Here is a 19,291-nt window from a genome sequence, read left to right on the forward strand (position 1 = left end):
ATATGTCCTGACTTTTTGTTCTAGATCAATAGATAAAAATCTATCAATAGATTATTTGATTTGAGATATTAAAATTTAATAAAAAATAGACATAATCAAAGTATAACTTATCGGTGTATAAGGATGGCTATGTCTGTTGATTTTTCATCTCCAGTGATTTTTCCTGAACAGGAAGAGATAGCAAGAACTATTTCATCCGACGTGTTAATTGATATTGCGAGTCTTGCTATCGAAAAGGGTTTGTCACCTATCAACGATTTGGTAATAGATACTGCATTAATCGAACCTTATGGTGAGATGCTGTGGTCCAATCGTATTTGGAAGAACTCCTTTTTCATTCACAATATTTTAGCAACCTGTGACATGCAGGAAACCCCACTTAGCTTGTTTAAGCATCCAATCAAATGGCAGGGAACCTTTTATTATCTCGCGCCTATTCTTAGTGAAAATGAAACTCTCGTTGCCATCATTATTTTGGCATCTCAGACGGTAAATAACACCCTTCTTCTTGCGTTAACCCAATCGATCGCCCGTGAAATCAGTGAAAAAATTAAGTGTCACCTTCAGATGCAGGATATGACTTTTGATAATTGTGCCGCTACCTGCGTTAGAGGACTGAATATTCATGAAATTGAAAAATCAGCAATTATTGAGGCTGCTAAGCTATGTAACGGAAAAATTCAGCAAATGTACCAAGTGCTGAATATGGGAAGAACGACTCTCTGGCGTAAGTTGAAGCAGTATGATATCGACATCAAGGAATATAAGTAGCAATTCGATGCAGCGGTTTCACGCCATTAGAAGAGGGGGAAATAGGTTTGATAACATCAGTCTTCTTAACAAGCTTAAAAGGATCATTTTGGGTTAATGCTAGCAGGTATTGTTGCGCATCATTGGGCTGACTTGTGTTGAGGCTTGCGATGGTTGAACATTATGCTGACTTTAAAACATCGCAAGCCGTATCGTTTATTTATGCAGAAATAGGCGCCCCAATAGTTAATGTTTCTGTTGCAACGGATAGCGTTAATTTTGCATTTTCGGGAATTTCATCAATTTTCTCACCAAGATTGACTAAAATGGGGATCCCCATTTTGGTTGCAATAATACAGGTGTGTGAATAAGGGGACCCCTGAGCGAGAGCAATTCCGACCACGTTAGCGTTGTTATAGTGCAGTAATTCTGAAGGACCTAAGTGATGAGTCAGAAGGATTGTCGGCTCAGAAAGCACCAAAGGGGAGGAGGATGCCGACGATATTGACATAAGTAGCTGGTTTTTTAAGTCATCAATATCAATAAATCGCGCTTGCAAATAGTCATCATCGAGTTGTTGGTACTGTTCTGATATTTCACTAAATACTTGGGATATGGCATCATAGGCCGTTATCGATTCATGTTCTATTTTTTGCTTAATGGAATCGATAAGATCATCGTCATCTAATAATACACTGTGGCCATGAAAAATATTGGCAATCTCTTTTCCATAAGTCTCAGCGAGTGAATCAGCTAGGGTATTTAACTGTCTTTGTAGTCTTTTAATGGCTTGAGTTGCCGTCTCTAGCTCATGTTTACTGCCTTGATAAGAGGAAGTGCAAAGTTTGCTATTTTCAGGGATATGATAGGCAAATCCGGTTACGGAAGGAACATAAGCGGCTTTTCCTATCAGTGAATTCGCATTTGATGTGCTGATATTATCACCAAAGTGTTGTTGTGCCAGTTGATTAAATGCGTCGATAGCTTCTTGGCTACCCACTCCTTCTGCAATAAGCCTAATTTTATCCCCTTGATGAACCTGTAATAGCGCGATTTGGTTCATACTTTTAGCATCCGCACGCTTTTCGTTGTTTTGTAATTCCAGTTTTGCTTTAAAACCTGAAAGTAATGTTGCCAATTTAGCCGCAGGGCGAATATGAAGTCCTGAAGGATTCTGTACCAACCATTCCGTCATCATGGCTTTTTCAGAGAAGCTGCTAGGCGCTGGTGTTTCTTTCTCTGTTATGTCGTTAGCTTCATTCAATTGCTGTTGTTTTGGATAAAGCGCTTGGCGTGCTTCATTTAAAATTGTATCAATTGACGTACCAGTAGATGCAGAGGCCGTGATAGCAATGGCTCCTTCGACTAAAGGCGCACTGCACAAATGCACTTTTTTTGCCAATTCAGCGTCAATGAGGTCGAGAGCAGTTTCTGCACTGAGTAATGCGCTACCTAAGTCCATTAATAAAATAATCGCTGTAGCATCTGCTAGGGTTTCGATCGCCTCCATGACTTTCACTGCATCTGTACCAATAGGGTGGGTGTCATCATCAACCCCCGCCGCAGTGATTATCTGACAATGCTGTTTATTCTGTATCTGCTCTACGAGTTGGAGCACCCCATCAGCAAGCAATTTGCTATGAGAAACAATAATGAGACCAATCATATTCTTCTCCTCTGGTGAGTCTTAGCGGCGATAGATATCGATTTATAATAAGTAATGTTACGAAAAAAAGAGAGAGCTTCTGCTGATATTTAGCAATAAAGATTAAGACACTTACAAATCACAAATAATTTAACGAATATTCTTAATAATGACGATGGCATAGCCATTTGGAGACAAAATGTTTTATTTCACTTTAGATGTAATATTAAAGTTTCCAACTAATGAATATCGTCATTTAAAAATGAAGGGAGGGTAAAATTATTGACTAACGATTGATGTTAAGATATCGATTTTGAACTGTTTTTTTTTATACTAAGTGAATTTTCAGATAATAACATTTCACAAAGCGGTAACTTAGTTTTAAAATTAATGGCTGTAACTTGTACGACCATGATTAATATTACTTAGTGATATAGAAATAATATGCGAAATAATTTCATCACGTAAGTAATAATTTTTCTAAGTAAGATTACGATATAAGCGAAGAAGGCTGTACGTTGTAAGTAAACAGACGACAGCCTATGCCATTAATCTAGCCATATAAATGAACTATAGTGATTAAAGCTGTAAAATCTTAATATTTGAAATAAAACTATATTAAATAGTTAAATTTTCTGATTAATTAATAGCTAAATTAATTTTATCTACAGTAATCATTGATGAACAATGAGTTCATAAATTCCTAGAGTATGTATTTATATACTCATATTCTTGTATTAATTGCGGTAACGATTTTATACCGAGTTTTGTATAAATATTTGATCGGTGTACTTCAACGGTTCTAGGGGAAAGGGCTAATTTTTCAGCGGTTTCCTTGCTTGTATTGCCTTCAAGGATCATGTCCATGATCTCTTTTTCTCGATTGGAAAGCCGATCAAATTTATCGGTTAATTTGTTGTATTTATTGAGTTCTGCATGTTCACTAACAAAGTGTTCCATCGCATTGTTTATCGCATGGACGATATCAGAATCTTTAAATGGGAATGAAAAGAAATCAAAGGCACCAGATTTAAAACTTTCATGGCAAAGTTCTACTGATGGTTTTTCGGGTCGTGTATTCAATATAGAGATCATCATAATAGGTAGTATTCGCGTTCAATGAATGTACCGATGATTTTGTCATGCATTTCAGGTGACTTCGAGTAACCTAACGTCTTACGGTTAAGGCGCTTCAAGCGGTTTCTCAGGTTCAAATTCTCTCTTTCTATTCGTTGCGTATAAAACTTACTTACCACATGTTTCTGCTTGGGCAATATCTCATAAGCACTGAACTTATCCGTGCACCAAAAAGCCACATTAAACCTAGACAGTAAAGCCAGTAACTGGTGAAGAGTCCTTTTGTTTCGACGACCAAACGTATGAGCAATTATCCGTTTTAGGCGGGGCTCCCACGCATACCAAAGCCAGCGTTGTTGCTTCTTATTACCCACAAAAGACCACTGTTCATCGACTTCGCAAAGGAGTTCAATGTGCAGATTATCAAGGGGTAAAGAGGTTACCTGCTTCGGCGAGAGTTTTTTAAAGTGCGAACAACCGCATTAATGCTGATATGAAGGGCTCTAGCGGTATCACGAATACCGGCATTATTCATCGTTAGGTCGATAATTTTATCTTTGGTACCGGGCTGGCAGGCACGATATTCATAGTCGAGTTGGAAGCTTCGGCAGCAGTCTTGACAACGATAACGTTGATGACCTGTACTCCCTAGGCCATGTTTTTTCACTGAGGGAGTTTGTTGACAAAATGGGCACCTTACATCGACTTTAGCCATGAATATTCTCCGATAAATTACCCTATATTACAGATTAATCACCAGATTGAATACATGACCGTTTTTCGGAGAGGACGATAAATGGGATAATACCGAGTGAGCCGTCGATATTATTCAATCTGCCAATATGGTTATTTTCATTGTTTAAGAATATTAATACACACTCTTTAGCTCCTTCTTCTTGAGGGTACGTATAATTACTTGTAAATAACGTTTCGTCATTATAGAACTTAAAATTAAAACCAAAAGATTCCATCATTAGTTTCAGTTTATTCTTAATGACATTATCATTTTCTATGATTACGTGAATGGTGTTATTCATCACCATACTCCTGTTACACTGATTTGATATTCATATAATTTTGAAAAAATAGGTAGAACCAGATGGCTAAGTAAGCCAATGGTAATATTTTCTTGCTAATTTTTTAGTTTTATTATTAATGTATTTACAGACCTTAATTTATATTATATTTCACAGCTAGGTAAATTTAATATAAAAGTAGAAATAATGGTTAACGTTTGTGTCAGTGAGTAAGAATTAATAAATGACTGACAAAATAATAAGTATTTACACTTACTTTTTATTAACTACATCAAATATTACTGACATGTTATAAAAATTTTTTATGTAATGGAACGATAATATCGTAAAATAGTAGTCATAAAAAGCCTTATTGCTAGATTTTAGTATAGTTTCATTCGTGATAATAACAAGGTTATTTAATCACTACTGTAGGTGATTTTTATCTTTATCATGTTAGAATTTTTATTTATTAATATCTGGCTGAGTGAAAATACTTAATGGCTTCTTTAAAAGATGTAGCTCGACTTGCTAATGTTTCACTAATGACCGTGTCAAGAGCTATCAATAATCCCGAGCTGCTGAAACCTGAGACGCTTAAGCAGGTGCAGCAAGCCATTCAAACATTAAATTATGTTCCTGATTTTTCGGCTAGAAAAATTCGAGGGAAAGGCTCGAAAATATCTACCGTGGGTGTTTTAGCGCTTGATACAGCGACGACACCATACTCAGTCGAGGTCATTCTTTCAATAGAACAGACAGCAAGGCAATTTGGCTGGAGTAGTTTTGTGGTTAACATCACATCAAATGAAGACAATGAACGAGCCGTAAGGCAATTATTGTCTCAGCGGCCGGATGGTATTATTTATACAACAATGGGATTACGTGAAGTCACTATTCCAGAAGGACTGCATAAAAGTCATTTAGTGCTGGCGAATTGCATCGACCCTCAAAATCGTTTTCCTGCCTATATTCCTGATGACTACAATGGTCAATATCAGGCGATATGTCGGCTGATTGAAAAAGGTTATAGAAAACCCCTTTGTTTATATATTCCGCAAGAAACAGTGGCAGGAAAAACGCGTAGAGAGGCTGTGGAGTCTGCATGGCGTTGTGCTGGTCTACGGGAGGAGTCCTTAAAGCAGTATCATTTAGCATTAGGGGATGAACATTATCGTGATGTGATTGATCTTATCAATCGACATTGCAAGCAAGCGAAACCTGATTTTGATGTGGTGGTTTGTGGTAATGACCGTATTGCTTTTTTAACTTATCAAGTATTACTGAGTAAGGGGCTACGTATCCCAGAGGATGTTGCTGTATTAGGCTATGACAATATGATCGGTGTAGGAGAGCTATTTTATCCGCCATTAAGCACCGTTGCATTGCCGCATTATCAATTAGGGCAACAAGCCGCATTACATATTATTGAGCAAAGGAAAAATAATGGGACACAATATGTCTCTTGTGATTTACTCGATAGGGAATCTCTTTAACGAGATAGGATCGCTCTGATATCAGCGATCCTCGCAGGTCATATTATTCAGCGACACTTTTTAGTGGCCACAATGTTCCTTTGATCAACTTTGCACTTTGGTTAATTGTAAACAGTGTCAAAGCCCGCTCGCCTTCTTGTGGATAAATTCGACTGGTAAAACACATTTCACCTTCATTAATAAATACTTCAAGGCTCGATCTATCAATAAAAGCACGTATGGTGAGATAGCGAGTTTGTGGGAGTGGGGCGCTACGGTAATCGCTGATGATATGTTCAGGATAGTGGCGGGATAAGGTTAATTGCTGTGTCTGTCCATCAATAAAAAACTGTGTACCGTTACCAAGCCAAAAACCAAATTTTTCAGCGGGACTGTTTTGTAAATCCCAAATTAATTCAATTTCACACGCGATAGCATCATGGTAAATCGGTAGCGTGCTATTTTTTTCCAGTGTACAAGCGGAGAGGTTAACTGCTTGTTGTCTTAATGATTGTAACTCTTTGATCGGATTGACCAGCACCTTTCCTTGGGCGTTTAACGTTAATTCTCTAGGTACAGTAAAGCTGCCTGCCCAGCCGTGCGCTTTTGTTGGCATATGGCTCTCCCACATATCCATCCACGCGATAGCAATACGGCGGCCATCTTCAGCTAAAAAAGTTTGTGGCGCATAAAAATCATGACCAAAATCGATTTCAGCAAAATGATTGGTTATTTCATAAGATTGATCGGGCGCCCAATTCCCGACGAGATAACCATTTTGAAAGCGATTTCGATATTGATGCCCAGATGGTTTTTTTCCTTGAGGAGAAAATAGTGTGATGAATTGCTCGCCTAACGGGAAAAAGTCAGGGCATTCCCACATATAAACATTTTTATCGTCTGTTTTAGCCAGTATTTGGTACTCTTCAGGCCAGTTCAGTAAGTCATCGGTGCTAAAGAGCAAAATTTGTCCTTGATCGAGACTATCTCTTGCGCCAACAACCATCCACCAGCGTGAATCCTGAAACCAAACTTTAGGGTCTCGAAAATGCATGTAACCTTCAGGCGAAGGGATCACGACGCCGTGTTTTTCAAAATGAATACCATCATGACTTATGGCCAAACATTGCGCTTGATAGATTTGGCTGTCATCTCCTGCATTGGATAACCAAATATGGCCAGTATAAAATAAGTATAACTTGCCTTGATCACTGACGGCTGATCCTGAAAAGCATCCATCACGATCATATTCATCACCAGGAGCAAGCGCGATAGGTTGATGTGACCAGTGGATCATATCTTTACTTGTCGCATGTCCCCAATGCATAGGTCCCCAGTCAGCGCTGTAAGGATGATGCTGGTAGAATGCATGATATAACCCATCATGATAAATGAGCCCATTAGGATCATTCAGCCAGCCGGCGTAGGTTGCAAGATGATATTCAGGATAAAACTGCCTGTTGAGAGATTGTCTCGCTATTTCAAGTGCTATCGATGCTTGGTGAATACGCTGTTTCATCATGGTTCCTTTCGTTACTAATGATTTCTATCTATACAATCGTTGTGGAATATTGGGTTATTTAATGGCGTGTGATTCGTATCATGTGATGGTGTGACCTAACGCACGCGTTACGAACTGTTTTTTATTTATACTCAATACAAAACATGTTAACGTTAACAAAAAGCAGTTTCTAGCATTAATTTGTTTTAATTGTGATGATTGCTAGTTGAGTCACTCATTGTCGAGATGGAGAGCCTATGAAAGTTTGGTCTTTAGGAGATGCAGTCGTTGATTTAATTCCTTTGCACAGTATGCAATATGAAGCTTGTGCTGGTGGCGCTCCTGTCAATGTTGCAGCGGGAGTTGCTAAGCTAGGACAGCCTAGCGGTTTTATTGGACGTGTTGGTGAAGATGCTTTTGGCCATTTTATGCAAAAGACGTTATTTGATATGGGGGTCGATACCCGTGCGATGGAATTTGATGAAAAATATCATACCAGCACCGTTTTAGTGTCTTTACAAGAAAATGGGGAACGTGAATTTTCTTTTTTAGTCTCGCCGTCGGCGGATCAGTTCTTAAGTCATAAAAATCTACCTGCATTTGAAAAAGCGATATTGCATTTTTGCTCATTGGCACTGGTGCATCCTGTGTGTCGCACTTCATTAACTGCGGCTATTGAGCAACTTAAACAAGCGGGGGGATTACTCAGTTTTGATATTAATATTCGTCCTCAAATGTGGTCAGATCCTATTGAAATGCAGACAAGGGTCGACCAATTTGCTTATCAGGCGGATATACTGAAACTTTCGGAAGAAGAACTGTTGTGGTTGGTTGATGACCTTAGCTTAGATAATGCCATCGAGAAGCTTAAACGGTATCCTGCTCGTTTGAAAGTTATCACTCAGGGAGCGAAAGGCTGCATCGTTTTGACGCATCACCAACAAATAGGTATGAGTGCATTTCGGGTTGAAAGTGTTGATACCACAGGGGCGGGAGATGCATTTATGGCAGGACTGCTTGCAGCGATTGCTCAGGCTGGGTTAAGTGATAATGAGGAATATTTGATGAATATTATCACTCAAGCTACTGCTTGTGGGGCGCTAGCAACGACGCGTAAGGGGGCAATAAGCGCGGCGCCAACGCAGAAAGAGTTAACTCTGTTTATTAATCAGCAACCACCATTACATATTCGAGAGCTTTAAAACTAAGACTATATTAATGTGAATAGTGATGTTAATTAATTCAAATTAATAGATAAAAGCGTATGATACTGGCAGTAAAATTTTATCTGTAAAACATCTATTTTGGATTAATTATGCTACTAAGATCAGGGGTAGTATTAGCTATCTTTTCTTATATTCTTTGGGGGATCACGCCACTTTTTTACCGTTTATTACCTGGAGCAGAACCTTTAGAGTTATTGGCTCAACGTGTGATTTGGTCGATCCCTTTTTTATTACTGATCCGTCTGCTGATTAAAAATAAAACGGCTTGGCAACAAGTATGGGCGGATAAACGTTCGATAATTTTGTGCCTATTTAGTTCGGCGATTATGGCGATATCATGGGGCGCATTCACCTATGCTTTAACCCATGGGCAAGTGCTAGCCGCGAGTCTTGGTTATTTTATTAATCCTTTATTTTCCATTTTACTCGGCGTTGTTTTTTTACACGAAAGGCTTGTTGTCGCGGAAAAGATGGCGGTATTACTCATTTTTTCGGGCGTTTGCTTTCAAATTTTGCAGTATGGTGAATTACCTTTACTTGCATTGGTGATGGGCAGTGCTTTTGCGGTTTATGGTTTGATCCGTAAATTCATTCGGTTCGATGTTATTACTTCACTATTTATTGAAGCTATTTGGTTACTGCCTGTCGCTGGTGGGATCACGTGGTGGCTCTCTGTTAATGAGAGTAGTGCTGTAGCCGCAGGGGATTGGCAAATTAAACTACTCTATATGCTCGCCGCTCCTGTCACAATTATTCCATTACTGTTTTTTACCGCCGCAATTAAGCGCACGACATTGACGGTAATCGGACTGGCACAATATATTGAACCGACAATTCAATTTTTACTGGCGGTATTCTTATTTAATGAGCTATTTGATTGGGTAAAAGGAGTCAGTTTCTCATTAATTTGGTTGGGGTTACTCTGCTGCATTATTGCTTTATTGCATAAGCGTTACAACGAATACCATAAACGGGTTCCTTACGTTACTGGGCGCGATAAAACACCAAAACTGTAATGTATTATTTGAGATGGGAGAGATTGCTCAGATCTTTAGTGGTTAAAGCAAACGATTGCGTATATAATCTTCGCCATTAAATTGGCATATTTGCATACAAGGTTATCTATCATGAATCAATTAGGTACAGCACTTTGTCCTTCTGCAACAAAAGTTATGTTACTCGGTTCAGGTGAGCTAGGAAAAGAAGTGGCTATTGAATGTCAGCGTTTGGGCATTGAGGTTATTGCGGTCGATCGTTATGACAATGCGCCTGCAATGCACGTTGCTCATCGTTGCTATACCATTAACATGTTAGATAGCGATGCGATTCGCCAGCTGGTAGCGCAAGAAAAACCCGATTTTATTGTTCCAGAAATTGAAGCCATCGCGACAAAAACCCTTGTGGAATTAGAACAGCAAGGACAAAAAGTGGTGCCTTCTGCACATGCTGTTTATTTAACAATGAACCGTGAAGGCATACGTAAACTTGCAGCAGAAGAACTGGGTTTGCCCACTTCAGATTATCGGTTTGTTGAAACGCAAACTGATTTTATCAATGCTGCCAATGAGATAGGTTTTCCATGTATTGTGAAGCCAGTCATGAGCTCTTCAGGTAAAGGACAAAGTGTCATTCGTTGTGAACAAGAGCTTGAATCTGCATGGCACTACTCACAAGAGGGTGGGCGCACCGGTCAAGGACGTGTGATTGTTGAGAAAATGGTGCATTTTGATTTTGAAATCACCATGTTAACGGTCAGCGCAAGTGACGGTATTCATTTTTGTGCACCTGTTGGGCATCGCCAAGAAAAAGGTGATTATCGTGAATCATGGCAACCACAGCATATGAGCGAAAAAGCGTTGCAAAATGCGCAGGAGGTCGCTGCAAAGATTGTTACGGCATTAGGTGGATATGGTTTGTTTGGAGTCGAGTTATTTGTATGTGGTGACGATATCATTTTTAATGAAGTTTCTCCCCGACCACATGATACTGGAATGGTCACACTCATCTCACAAAATTTATCCGAGTTTGCTTTACATGTGCGTGCATTTTTAGGCTTACCTATTGGCATGATCCGCCAATATGGACCCAGTGCATCAGCGGTTATTTTGCCTGAATTACATAGTCAAAATATTGTTTTTTCAGGGCTTAAACAAGCGCTGGGTTCTGATATTCAATTGCGTCTATTTGGAAAACCTGAAATAGCAGGAACTCGCCGTTTAGGGGTTGCACTCGCAATAGCTGATTCGATTGATAATGCGCTCGATATGGCGAAAAAAGCGGCTCAAACGGTTAATGTGAGTGGTTAACGAAAAGCCACAATGTATGAGTGAATAAATTGTGGCTTAGTATTCGCTCATTAGTGATTATCTTGTATGATCATGGCAGCACCGCGTTCAGCGATCATGATTGTTGGTGCGTTGGTGTTGCCACTTGGAATTTCAGGCATAACAGAGCAATCAATAACACGGAGTTTGTTGATACCATGAACTCGTAAGCGTAAATCAGTAACAGAGGTTGCTGCGTCTTTTCCCATACGGCAACTACCAACGGGGTGATAGACCGTTTTACAGAAATTACGTACAAACTCTTCTAATGCCGCATCATCATCGCGGACTTGTGCTGGTGGCATCAGTGTTTCTTTACTGACCGCTTGCAAAGCTTCTGATTCAAGAACTTGCAAACCGAATTTGACGGCACGCTTACAACCTTCCATATCTTCTGGAGAAGCTAAGTAGTTGGCATGAATTTTCAGAGGGGCTTGAGGATCTTGACTACGCAGCAGTAATTCCCCGCGTGATTTCGGTTGTAAATAGCCCACTTTTAAGGTAAATCCATGTGTAGCGGGAAGCGGCTCGCCAGGAACATCATCCCAACTATCGAGAATAGGTAAAAAATGGATTTGCACATCTGGGCGGCCTTGACCACAGCTATCGATAAATGCAGCGCCTTCGAGTACGTTCGAGGCTAATAAACCACTGCGAAAAGCGAGCCATTGAAATCCATGCTTCAAGGCATTAATCCCTTGATCTGCCCCGAAAAGGCTAATGGGATCTTTGGTTGTGACATTAATAGACATATGTAGATGGTCATGGAAATTCTTGCCAACAGGAAGATCCACGATAGTTTCAATACCGAGCGTACTAAGATGATCTTGTGGACCAATCCCTGATAACATTAATAACTTAGCGGAGCCCATTGCGCCGGCACAGATAATAACTTCTTTCTGTGCGAATGCTTCTATTTCATGACCATCGTTTCCTTGATAAGCCACTCCTACCGCTTCCCCATCACGAATAATGATACGGTTAACTTGTTTATTGAGTTTTACAGTGAGCTTATCGCTTTGAGCTACACTTTTGAGGTATGTTTTTGAGGTGCTGGCTCTCTCTCCATTTTTAGTCGTTGTTTGATAGAAACTGACCCCTTGTTGGCTTTCACCATTCAGGTCGCTGACATAGGGTAGGCCCTGTTCTTGGGCTGCCCGAATAAATGCCATGGAAAGAGGGTGACGATAACGATTTTCACTGACAGGCAGAGGGCCTGAGGTGCCGTGATAGCTATCAGATAAACTTTCATTTTGTTCTGCTTTTTTAAACCAAGGTAGAACGTCTTGATAGCTCCAGCCATCACAGCCATAGACTTGGGCCCAGTTATCATAGTCTTGTTTTTGGCCTCGAATATAAATCATGCCATTGACCGAGCTGCTACCGCCAAGGACTTTGCCTTGTGCTATCTGCATTTTTCGATTGTTTGCATGAGGTTCAGGCTCGGTTTCATAAGGCCAGCTCTTTTGAGCAATAATTTTGGCAACGCCCGCAGGCATACGGATATACAGATGATTGTCATTGCCGCCGGCTTCAAGGAGCAAAACCCGTGATTGTGTTTCTTTGATAAGGCGTGCGGCAATAACACATCCCGCAGAACCTGCTCCAACAATGATGTAATCATAATTGTTATTATTCATAGATTCCCCTGACGAAGTGACATTTTTGTCATCATTGAATTTCGTTTTATTAACAATAACTCTTTATTTTATTAACGTGTGAATAATATGATGTTTATGTGAAGTGGTTCAAATTGGCTACTCGGAAATGGCTTGTTGAAGCTATTATGCTGTTGTTTTTTCTCATTAATGTAATTCTTAAAATTGTATTTCTCTTATTATCATTAATAAGTAAATGAATTTATTGGGGGAATTTTCCCATGATCTGATTGGCTCATTTTCATTCTATTCTTAGTTTAACGATCAGTAATACCCAGTATATTGAGGTCAACTTATTTAGCTCTAAAAAGAAATAAAAATGATTAAACGTTTAATAGTTATGTTAATCGTGATACCCGCGATATCATTTGCCAATTCATTGTCGGAACAATTTGCTCAGTTTCTGGAGCAACCTGATAAACCATTAAACTGTTTTGAAGCCGATTCTGCCTATCGTTATTGTTTAAAAAACCAGCCTAAACAGGGCGTAATTGTGATTGACCGGCAGGGGAATGAGGTTTACCGACCTTATTATTTTGATAATTGGCCTGATGAAGCTCAGGAGGGGGTTTATCGTATTCGACAGGGCGACAAAATTGGTTTTGCTGACGCAAAGACAGGGGATATTGTCATCGCCGCAGAATATGATTGTGCTTATCCATTTGAAAATGGTATCGCGAATGTGGGGATAGGCTGCAAAACCGAAACGGCTGGTGAACATAGCTGGTGGACTGGCGGTCAATGGAAATGGATTGATTTGAATGGTCGCACGGTAAAGCCCAATCACTAAATGATGATAGCGATGTTTATATTGCTTCTACGTAACAAATTTTTTTATTTTTATCATTTCAATTAATATGATTAACTTATTGATAATAAATGTTTATTGTTAAGTAAATCACACTTCTGCGGTCTTTTTTCTTCTAATAAAACCATTCACAGTGAAAATTTGACCGCTTAATTTTGTATGTAACCGCTCACGCTTACTTTAGCCATTCTTAAATAGATATTTTCTACCATATAAACCATGGCAGAGCTCAAACTTTTTCTTAACACATGGTGATAACGGCTGCCAAAAACAGACTTAACTGCGACAACATTACGCTCTTTCAAATTAGTTTGTCCTTGATAAGTCAATAAAACACGAAAAAAGTACGTTTTACCTTAGAAGGGTGTTCTATGAACAAAAATGGTATTTTAAAGCACATTCCTTGGATGATACTGGGGATAATTGGTGCGATCTGTTTAGGGGTAGTCGCACTCAGACGTGGGGAGCACATTAGCGCATTATGGATAGTTGTGGCTTCCGTCGCTGTTTACCTTATAGCCTATCGTTATTACAGCTTATATATCGCCAAAAAAGTGATGAAGCTGGATGAAACGCGCGCGACACCCGCCGTGATTAATAATGATGGTTTGAACTATGTACCGACTAATAAAAACGTGTTATTTGGTCACCACTTTGCCGCTATTGCGGGGGCGGGGCCATTAGTAGGACCTGTATTAGCAGCCCAAGTCGGTTATTTACCCGGAACATTGTGGTTACTCGCTGGGGTGGTACTGGCGGGAGCGGTGCAAGATTTTATGGTGTTGTTCATCTCTTCACGCCGTAATGGTGCATCATTAGGGGAAATCGTCAAAGAAGAGCTTGGCCCAATTCCAGGGACGATTGCCCTTTTTGGCTGTTTCTTGATCATGATTATTATTCTTGCAGTATTAGCGCTGATTGTGGTTAAAGCATTGGCTGAAAGTCCATGGGGTGTATTTACTGTCTGTTCGACGGTTCCAATTGCACTGTTTATGGGGATATACATGCGCTATATCCGCCCCGGACGTGTCGGGGAAGTCTCAGTCATTGGTATTGCTTTGCTGATCTTATCTATCTGGTTTGGTGGAGTGATCGCGCATGACCCATATTGGGGACCTGCTCTCACCTTTAAAGATACGACCATTACTTATGTTTTAGTTGGTTATGCTTTTATTTCGGCTTTATTACCTGTTTGGTTGATCCTAGCTCCTCGTGATTATCTGGCTACTTTCCTGAAAATTGGGGTTATTGTTGGCTTGGCTATTGGGATCGTGATTTTAAATCCTGAATTGAAAATGCCAGCAGTGACACAATTCGTGGATGGTACAGGTCCTGTTTGGAAGGGTACGCTGTTCCCATTCCTGTTTATCACCATCGCATGTGGCGCAGTATCCGGCTTCCATGCTTTGATAGCATCTGGTACAACACCAAAACTACTGGCTAACGAAAAAGATGCGCGTTACATCGGTTATGGTGCGATGTTGATGGAATCATTTGTTGCGATTATGGCATTGGTTGCTGCTTCCATTATCGAACCAGGCCTTTATTTCGCCATGAATACACCGCCAGCTGCTTTAGGTATCACAATGCCTAATTTACATGAGCTTGGTGGTCCAGATGGTGCTGCAATTATGGCACAGCTGAAAGATGTGTCTGTGCATGCAGCTGCAACCGTCAGTTCATGGGGATTCGTCATTTCACCTGAGCAGATCATGCAAACGGCGAAAGATATCGGTGAGCCTTCTGTCCTGAACCGTGCTGGTGGTGCACCAACACTAGCGGTTGGTATCGCTTATGTATTCCATGAAATTATGCCTGCTGCCAATATGGGCTTCTGGTATCACTTTGGTATTCTCTTTGAAGCTTTATTTATCCTAACAGCGTTGGATGCGGGAACACGTTCAGGCCGCTTTATGCTACAAGATTTATTGGGTAACTTCGTTCCATTCCTGAAAAAAACCGACTCCTTAATTGCAGGTATTATTGGAACGGCGGGATGTGTTGGTCTATGGGGCTACCTATTATATCAAGGTGTTGTCGATCCATTAGGTGGCGTTAAGAGCCTATGGCCACTGTTCGGTATTTCGAACCAAATGTTGGCAGCGGTTGCTTTAGTCCTGAGTACTGTCGTTTTAATCAAGATGAAACGGAGTAAATATATCTATGTCACCGTATTGCCGGCGGTATGGTTATTGATTTGTACTACATGGGCATTAGGATTGAAACTATTCAGTGACAATCCTCAACTTGAAGGTTTCCTCTATCTTGCGAAATCGTATAAAGAGAAAATTGCTGCGGGTGGTGCTGATTTAACTGCACAGCAAATCACCAACATGAATCACATTATTATTAATAACTATACTAATGCGGGTCTAAGTATCCTGTTCTTAGTTGTCGTCTACGGTATTATTTTCTATGGTATCAGAACGGCAATGAAGGCATATAAAAACCCAGAACGTACCGATGCAGAAACACCTTATGTGCCAGTACCTAAAGAAGGTGTGAAAACATCATCACACTAATCTTTAGTCGATAAACGGTGCCCTGCATGGTGATAAACACGATGTAGGGCATTTGTATTGGAGTGATACTATGTTTGGAAATTTAGGCAAAACAGGTAAATACCTTGGGCAAGCTGCGCGTATGTTAGTGGGTATCCCTGATTATGATACTTATGTACAGCACATGGCAGACAATCATCCTGATAAGCCTGTCATGACGTACAAAGAGTTCTTTCGCGAACGCCAAGATGCGCGTTATGGTGGTAGCGGTAAAGGTGGATTTCGCTGCTGTTAATTGATGACATAATGAGGATAACAATGAAACCTATCTCTGTAACGATTTTAACGGGTTTTCTCGGCGCTGGAAAAACCACCTTATTACGTCATATTCTACAAGCTGATCATGGCCATAAAATCGCGGTCATTGAAAATGAGTTTGGTGAAGTACCGATTGATAATGCCATTATTGGTGATCGCGCAACACAAATCACCACATTGAGTAATGGTTGTATCTGTTGTAGCCGTTCCAATGAATTAGAAAATGCCTTATTAGATTTGTTAGATGCGTTAGATAATGGCAAGTTAGATTTTGATAGGTTAGTGATTGAATGCACAGGAATGGCGGATCCTGGTCCTATTACGCAAACTTTTTTTTCGCATGAAGCCTTATGCGAACGTTATCTGTTAGATGGTATTATTACTCTGGTCGATGCTCTTCATGCAGACAAGCAACTGAATGATTTTGCGATAGCACAAGCGCAAATCGGCTATGCAGATAGAATTCTACTCACCAAAACCGATATACAGCCTCATCATGAAGCACTCATTGAACGCTTACAGCGTATTAACGCTCGTGCGCCAATTTACCCAGTGATCCATGGTGCTATCGACCTTGATTTATTATTTAATATTCAAGGTTTTTTATTAGACTCACAACTTCAAGTCAATCAGCCAACATTCCGATTTACGCCAAAACAGCAAAATGAAGTTGAGTCGATAGTGGTTGAATTTGATTATCCTGTAGAGTTAATGGCGGTATCACAGGTCATGGAAGAACTGTTACTCGGTTTTGCTGATAACTTGTTGCGTTATAAAGGTATCTTATCGATTAAAGATGAACCTAAACGTTTACTATTCCAAGGGGTACAACGCCTTTATAGTGCAGATTGGGATAGAGAATGGGAAGTCGGAGAAGCGCGCAACAGCATACTGGTCTTTATTGGTATCCATTTGCCAGAAAAGGAAATTCGCGAAAAGTTTTCTCAACTTAACAAGGCTGAGAGTCAATAACGAAACCGTATTTAACATCCCTTCCCATTTAGGGAAGGGAAAATATCAGTCATAAGAAAAGAGTATTGCCGTTGATGAGGTGAAGTGACCTGCATTATAAAAAACGCCATCAATATTAGCTCGAAAATCAAGAGTGACATTTTGACCTCGCCCAACAATCGCTCCCGTTGAACCTCCAGTGTTGGTTTGATTGATGATTGGAGTGTTGTTGATAAAAAGTTGAATTGTTTTGCCATCGAGCTTTGGCATGTTGCCGAGGACGGAAACACGGACATTGGCAGTCGTGTCGCATTTTACAGAGCCAGTACCAATCGCTGTACTTGAAATAGGCTCTCCTGCTTTTACAATACCAAAATCAAGTGAATTAGGAACGGTCGCGCTACATGACAGATTGGCGGGGGTAACGACGCCACAAGTTGCATTTTGTGCAAGGACTGACACAGAGACTTTATTCTGCGGAACTGAGGCAAATCCAATACAAAGTGAGCCCCACTTTGTCGCAGGTGAAGACCAGATGAATCGATTTCCTTCGCTAATTTGATAGGTGCCACGACTTCCTTTAGCGTTGACATAACGCTGATAGGCTTCTTGATAAGTGATATTATTAGGAACCAATATCATGGATTGGTTTATCAACGCTGCCCTACCATTACAGAATCCACCTTGGTCACAGTCGGTACCCATATTTGAGGGACCTAACCCAGTTCTCGGGATTGGGCCAAAAAAACATTGAAGACTACCGCAAGAAATTGTGCCATTAGCCTCTCCAGATAAATCGATCCCCCAATCAAATCGAAGCTGAACTTGATTGCCAACCCTAACGATTTGATAAGGGCTCGCCCATGAAGATGCGGCGATAGCCGAAAAATTTATAAATAATAGGCTGATAAATAGTATAAATATTAAATATTGTTTTCTCTTTGTCATAACTAATATCTCATTAATATTTAATGAAATGACTCTATGAGGAAGATGTCATCTTATACTGAATTAATTGTAATCAAGTTCAAAAGTTGCCGTTGCAATAAAATCGCCTAATATCAGTGATTTATTTGATAGTGCTTCAGGGTCTATTTGAATAAAAGCCTGTAGTGCTAATGAATTATTTTTAGTTAATATCCTATTCGTGTGGCTTCCTTTGTTTATAGGAATTAAATCACCACTTTGTGATTCTATACCAAGTGCAATTCCTCTCGCCGAACTTGATGGTGTAAGGGCAATTAGCCCCGGGGATATTGAACTTTCTGTACCACTGAATTTAATCGTGACGCTTTTACTTAATTCTAAGTCGCAATTAATTAAGCGTATTTTAAAAGGGATGCCTTTTGTTCTTGTGTATGTGTACAGATATTGATTAACGACAGTACCAAAATCAATTTCAATATTTTCATCACCAGGGAAAATATCGCAAGCATCTTCAATAAGCTGACCATCAAAATTAATATTCGTGGCAAAGCTGGGCGCTGCCATTGCGAAAAATAGGAGGCCTAAAATAGTATTAAACGGGATCATGATTTTTCCTATTGAAAATCGATAGTTAAATAACCCGAAGCCGTAAACTCATCAGCAATCAGATTGGTATTAGCGAGCTTTACAGGGACAGCCGAAATAATAGGTGGTGCATTAATATTAATAGAGAAAGGCTTATTTAAAGGTTGTGGTACACCATCAACCTGTATTTGGATCCCTATCTTTCCATTATTTTTAAGGGTCTGAGTATAAAGTGTTGAGTCATCAAATCCTCGGCCAGCTAAATTACCACTGAAGGTTAATTTAACATCCCATAATGGATGCGTATTTTTATTACAATTAAGTGTAAATGGAATTTGTCTACGAAAAGCATCGCCATCAATTTTTTGGATCCCAATTTTACCAAATGACACTTGTAATGGATTTTCTTCAGCAAGTTGACATATTGGCGGAATAATCAAATTACCGGTAAATTCCCAATTGGCGAGTACAATCAGTGGGAATGATGCCGTTATCATTATCAAGGTTAATAAGGTTGTTTTTTTCATAA

The 19,291-nt window shown here is 39.9% G+C and carries 18 protein-coding genes and 1 pseudogene; 9 read left to right on the forward strand and 10 right to left on the reverse strand.

Annotated features, from left to right (window positions below; translation table 11 throughout):
* Positions 1-123 precede the first annotated feature (123 nt).
* Positions 124-771, forward strand: a complete 648-nt coding sequence (locus tag O7C57_RS05385; RefSeq protein ID WP_230085792.1) for a helix-turn-helix domain-containing protein — start codon at positions 124-126, stop codon at positions 769-771.
* Between the two features lie 199 nt (positions 772-970).
* Here O7C57_RS05385 and dhaM read toward each other — a convergent pair whose 3' ends face one another.
* The 4 genes and pseudogenes from dhaM to O7C57_RS05405 all read right to left on the reverse strand — a co-directional run bounded on the left by dhaM (position 971) and on the right by O7C57_RS05405 (position 4,509).
* Positions 971-2,416 (reverse strand): dihydroxyacetone kinase phosphoryl donor subunit DhaM, encoded by a 1,446-nt coding sequence (gene dhaM / locus O7C57_RS05390; protein ID WP_269723744.1) that lies wholly within the window; start codon positions 2,414-2,416, stop codon positions 971-973.
* 672 nt (positions 2,417-3,088) lie between these two features.
* Positions 3,089-3,463 (reverse strand): annotated as a pseudogene (locus O7C57_RS21575) (response regulator transcription factor); the annotation flags it as partial.
* A gap of 26 nt (positions 3,464-3,489) precedes the next feature.
* Positions 3,490-4,187 (reverse strand): IS1 family transposase gene (locus tag O7C57_RS05400; protein WP_269723143.1). Its coding sequence is split into 2 segments (ribosomal slippage): positions 3,490-3,938 and positions 3,938-4,187, totalling 699 coding nucleotides; the frame shifts between segments, so codons are not numbered across the junction.
* A 34-nt stretch (positions 4,188-4,221) separates the two neighbouring features.
* Positions 4,222-4,509 carry a hypothetical protein gene (locus O7C57_RS05405; protein ID WP_269723746.1) on the reverse strand — a complete coding sequence of 96 codons (288 nt, stop codon included), beginning with the start codon at positions 4,507-4,509 and terminating at the stop codon, positions 4,222-4,224.
* Between the two features lie 479 nt (positions 4,510-4,988).
* Here O7C57_RS05405 and O7C57_RS05410 point away from each other — a divergent pair, with 479 nt between their 5' ends.
* Positions 4,989-5,984 carry a LacI family DNA-binding transcriptional regulator gene (locus O7C57_RS05410; RefSeq protein ID WP_154622264.1) on the forward strand — a complete coding sequence of 332 codons (996 nt, stop codon included), beginning with the start codon at positions 4,989-4,991 and terminating at the stop codon, positions 5,982-5,984.
* A 43-nt stretch (positions 5,985-6,027) separates the two neighbouring features.
* On the opposite strand, the gene O7C57_RS05415 is transcribed toward O7C57_RS05410, so the two are convergent.
* Positions 6,028-7,482 carry a glycoside hydrolase family 32 protein gene (locus tag O7C57_RS05415; protein WP_154622265.1) on the reverse strand — a complete coding sequence of 485 codons (1,455 nt, stop codon included), beginning with the start codon at positions 7,480-7,482 and terminating at the stop codon, positions 6,028-6,030.
* A gap of 239 nt (positions 7,483-7,721) precedes the next feature.
* On the opposite strand from O7C57_RS05415, the gene O7C57_RS05420 reads away from it, so the two are divergent.
* From O7C57_RS05420 to purT, 3 genes are all read left to right on the forward strand, one after another.
* Positions 7,722-8,666, forward strand: coding sequence for an aminoimidazole riboside kinase (locus tag O7C57_RS05420; RefSeq protein WP_269723747.1), 945 nt, complete (start codon positions 7,722-7,724; stop codon positions 8,664-8,666).
* 113 nt (positions 8,667-8,779) lie between these two features.
* On the forward strand, positions 8,780-9,706 hold the full coding sequence (gene rarD, locus O7C57_RS05425) for an EamA family transporter RarD (protein WP_154622257.1): 927 nt from the start codon (positions 8,780-8,782) through the stop codon (positions 9,704-9,706).
* 111 nt (positions 9,707-9,817) lie between these two features.
* A complete protein-coding gene (gene purT / locus O7C57_RS05430; RefSeq protein WP_154622258.1) occupies positions 9,818-10,996 on the forward strand; it encodes a formate-dependent phosphoribosylglycinamide formyltransferase in 1,179 nt (392 codons plus the stop codon).
* A 50-nt stretch (positions 10,997-11,046) separates the two neighbouring features.
* Here purT and O7C57_RS05435 read toward each other — a convergent pair whose 3' ends face one another.
* Complete coding sequence (locus O7C57_RS05435; RefSeq protein WP_154622259.1) at positions 11,047-12,654, reverse strand: GMC family oxidoreductase; 1,608 nt, start codon at positions 12,652-12,654, stop codon at positions 11,047-11,049.
* A gap of 337 nt (positions 12,655-12,991) precedes the next feature.
* On the opposite strand from O7C57_RS05435, the gene O7C57_RS05440 reads away from it, so the two are divergent.
* Positions 12,992-13,462 (forward strand): WG repeat-containing protein, encoded by a 471-nt coding sequence (locus tag O7C57_RS05440; protein ID WP_154622260.1) that lies wholly within the window; start codon positions 12,992-12,994, stop codon positions 13,460-13,462.
* A gap of 167 nt (positions 13,463-13,629) precedes the next feature.
* Here the strand turns inward: O7C57_RS05440 and O7C57_RS05445 are convergent, their stop codons facing one another.
* Positions 13,630-13,785: a hypothetical protein gene (locus tag O7C57_RS05445; RefSeq protein ID WP_196713438.1), complete on the reverse strand. Its 156-nt coding sequence runs from the start codon at positions 13,783-13,785 to the stop codon at positions 13,630-13,632.
* A gap of 66 nt (positions 13,786-13,851) precedes the next feature.
* Here O7C57_RS05445 and O7C57_RS05450 point away from each other — a divergent pair, with 66 nt between their 5' ends.
* The 3 genes from O7C57_RS05450 (at position 13,852) to yjiA (ending at position 17,271) form a co-directional block, all read left to right on the forward strand.
* A complete protein-coding gene (locus O7C57_RS05450; RefSeq protein ID WP_269723748.1) occupies positions 13,852-16,002 on the forward strand; it encodes a carbon starvation CstA family protein in 2,151 nt (716 codons plus the stop codon).
* A gap of 70 nt (positions 16,003-16,072) precedes the next feature.
* A complete protein-coding gene (locus O7C57_RS05455) occupies positions 16,073-16,276 on the forward strand; it encodes a YbdD/YjiX family protein (RefSeq protein WP_154622262.1) in 204 nt (67 codons plus the stop codon).
* Between the two features lie 23 nt (positions 16,277-16,299).
* The gene (gene yjiA / locus O7C57_RS05460) at positions 16,300-17,271 is read left to right on the forward strand and encodes a GTPase (RefSeq protein ID WP_154622263.1); all 972 of its coding nucleotides are present in this window, start codon (positions 16,300-16,302) and stop codon (positions 17,269-17,271) included.
* A gap of 45 nt (positions 17,272-17,316) precedes the next feature.
* Here the strand turns inward: yjiA and O7C57_RS21580 are convergent, their stop codons facing one another.
* From O7C57_RS21580 to O7C57_RS05475, 3 genes are all read right to left on the reverse strand, one after another.
* Positions 17,317-18,198, reverse strand: coding sequence for a hypothetical protein (locus O7C57_RS21580; protein WP_154635726.1), 882 nt, complete (start codon positions 18,196-18,198; stop codon positions 17,317-17,319).
* Between the two features lie 63 nt (positions 18,199-18,261).
* Complete coding sequence (locus O7C57_RS05470) at positions 18,262-18,783, reverse strand: fimbrial protein (RefSeq protein WP_154623901.1); 522 nt, start codon at positions 18,781-18,783, stop codon at positions 18,262-18,264.
* 8 nt (positions 18,784-18,791) lie between these two features.
* The gene (locus O7C57_RS05475; RefSeq protein ID WP_163860818.1) at positions 18,792-19,289 is read right to left on the reverse strand and encodes a fimbrial protein; all 498 of its coding nucleotides are present in this window, start codon (positions 19,287-19,289) and stop codon (positions 18,792-18,794) included.
* Between the last annotated feature and the right edge of the window lie 2 nt (positions 19,290-19,291).

The sequence above is a fragment of the Providencia sp. 21OH12SH02B-Prov genome, assembly GCF_027362595.1.
Taxonomy (GTDB): Bacteria; Pseudomonadota; Gammaproteobacteria; order Enterobacterales; family Enterobacteriaceae; genus Providencia; species Providencia zhejiangensis.

What these genes read in the sequence shown, in the direction of transcription:
- O7C57_RS05385 (WP_230085792.1), top strand. Translation starts at nt 124, where the DNA reads ATGGCTATGTCTGTTGATTTTTCATCTCCAGTGATTTTTCCTGAACAG.
- dhaM (WP_269723744.1), bottom strand. Translation starts at nt 2,416, where the DNA reads ATGATTGGTCTCATTATTGTTTCTCATAGCAAATTGCTTGCTGATGGG.
- O7C57_RS05405 (WP_269723746.1), bottom strand. Translation starts at nt 4,509, where the DNA reads ATGAATAACACCATTCACGTAATCATAGAAAATGATAATGTCATTAAG.
- O7C57_RS05410 (WP_154622264.1), top strand. Translation starts at nt 4,989, where the DNA reads ATGGCTTCTTTAAAAGATGTAGCTCGACTTGCTAATGTTTCACTAATG.
- O7C57_RS05415 (WP_154622265.1), bottom strand. Translation starts at nt 7,482, where the DNA reads ATGAAACAGCGTATTCACCAAGCATCGATAGCACTTGAAATAGCGAGA.
- O7C57_RS05420 (WP_269723747.1), top strand. Translation starts at nt 7,722, where the DNA reads ATGAAAGTTTGGTCTTTAGGAGATGCAGTCGTTGATTTAATTCCTTTG.
- rarD (WP_154622257.1), top strand. Translation starts at nt 8,780, where the DNA reads ATGCTACTAAGATCAGGGGTAGTATTAGCTATCTTTTCTTATATTCTT.
- purT (WP_154622258.1), top strand. Translation starts at nt 9,818, where the DNA reads ATGAATCAATTAGGTACAGCACTTTGTCCTTCTGCAACAAAAGTTATG.
- O7C57_RS05435 (WP_154622259.1), bottom strand. Translation starts at nt 12,654, where the DNA reads ATGAATAATAACAATTATGATTACATCATTGTTGGAGCAGGTTCTGCG.
- O7C57_RS05440 (WP_154622260.1), top strand. Translation starts at nt 12,992, where the DNA reads ATGATTAAACGTTTAATAGTTATGTTAATCGTGATACCCGCGATATCA.
- O7C57_RS05450 (WP_269723748.1), top strand. Translation starts at nt 13,852, where the DNA reads ATGAACAAAAATGGTATTTTAAAGCACATTCCTTGGATGATACTGGGG.
- O7C57_RS05455 (WP_154622262.1), top strand. Translation starts at nt 16,073, where the DNA reads ATGTTTGGAAATTTAGGCAAAACAGGTAAATACCTTGGGCAAGCTGCG.
- yjiA (WP_154622263.1), top strand. Translation starts at nt 16,300, where the DNA reads ATGAAACCTATCTCTGTAACGATTTTAACGGGTTTTCTCGGCGCTGGA.
- O7C57_RS21580 (WP_154635726.1), bottom strand. Translation starts at nt 18,198, where the DNA reads ATGACAAAGAGAAAACAATATTTAATATTTATACTATTTATCAGCCTA.
- O7C57_RS05470 (WP_154623901.1), bottom strand. Translation starts at nt 18,783, where the DNA reads ATGATCCCGTTTAATACTATTTTAGGCCTCCTATTTTTCGCAATGGCA.
- O7C57_RS05475 (WP_163860818.1), bottom strand. Translation starts at nt 19,289, where the DNA reads ATGAAAAAAACAACCTTATTAACCTTGATAATGATAACGGCATCATTC.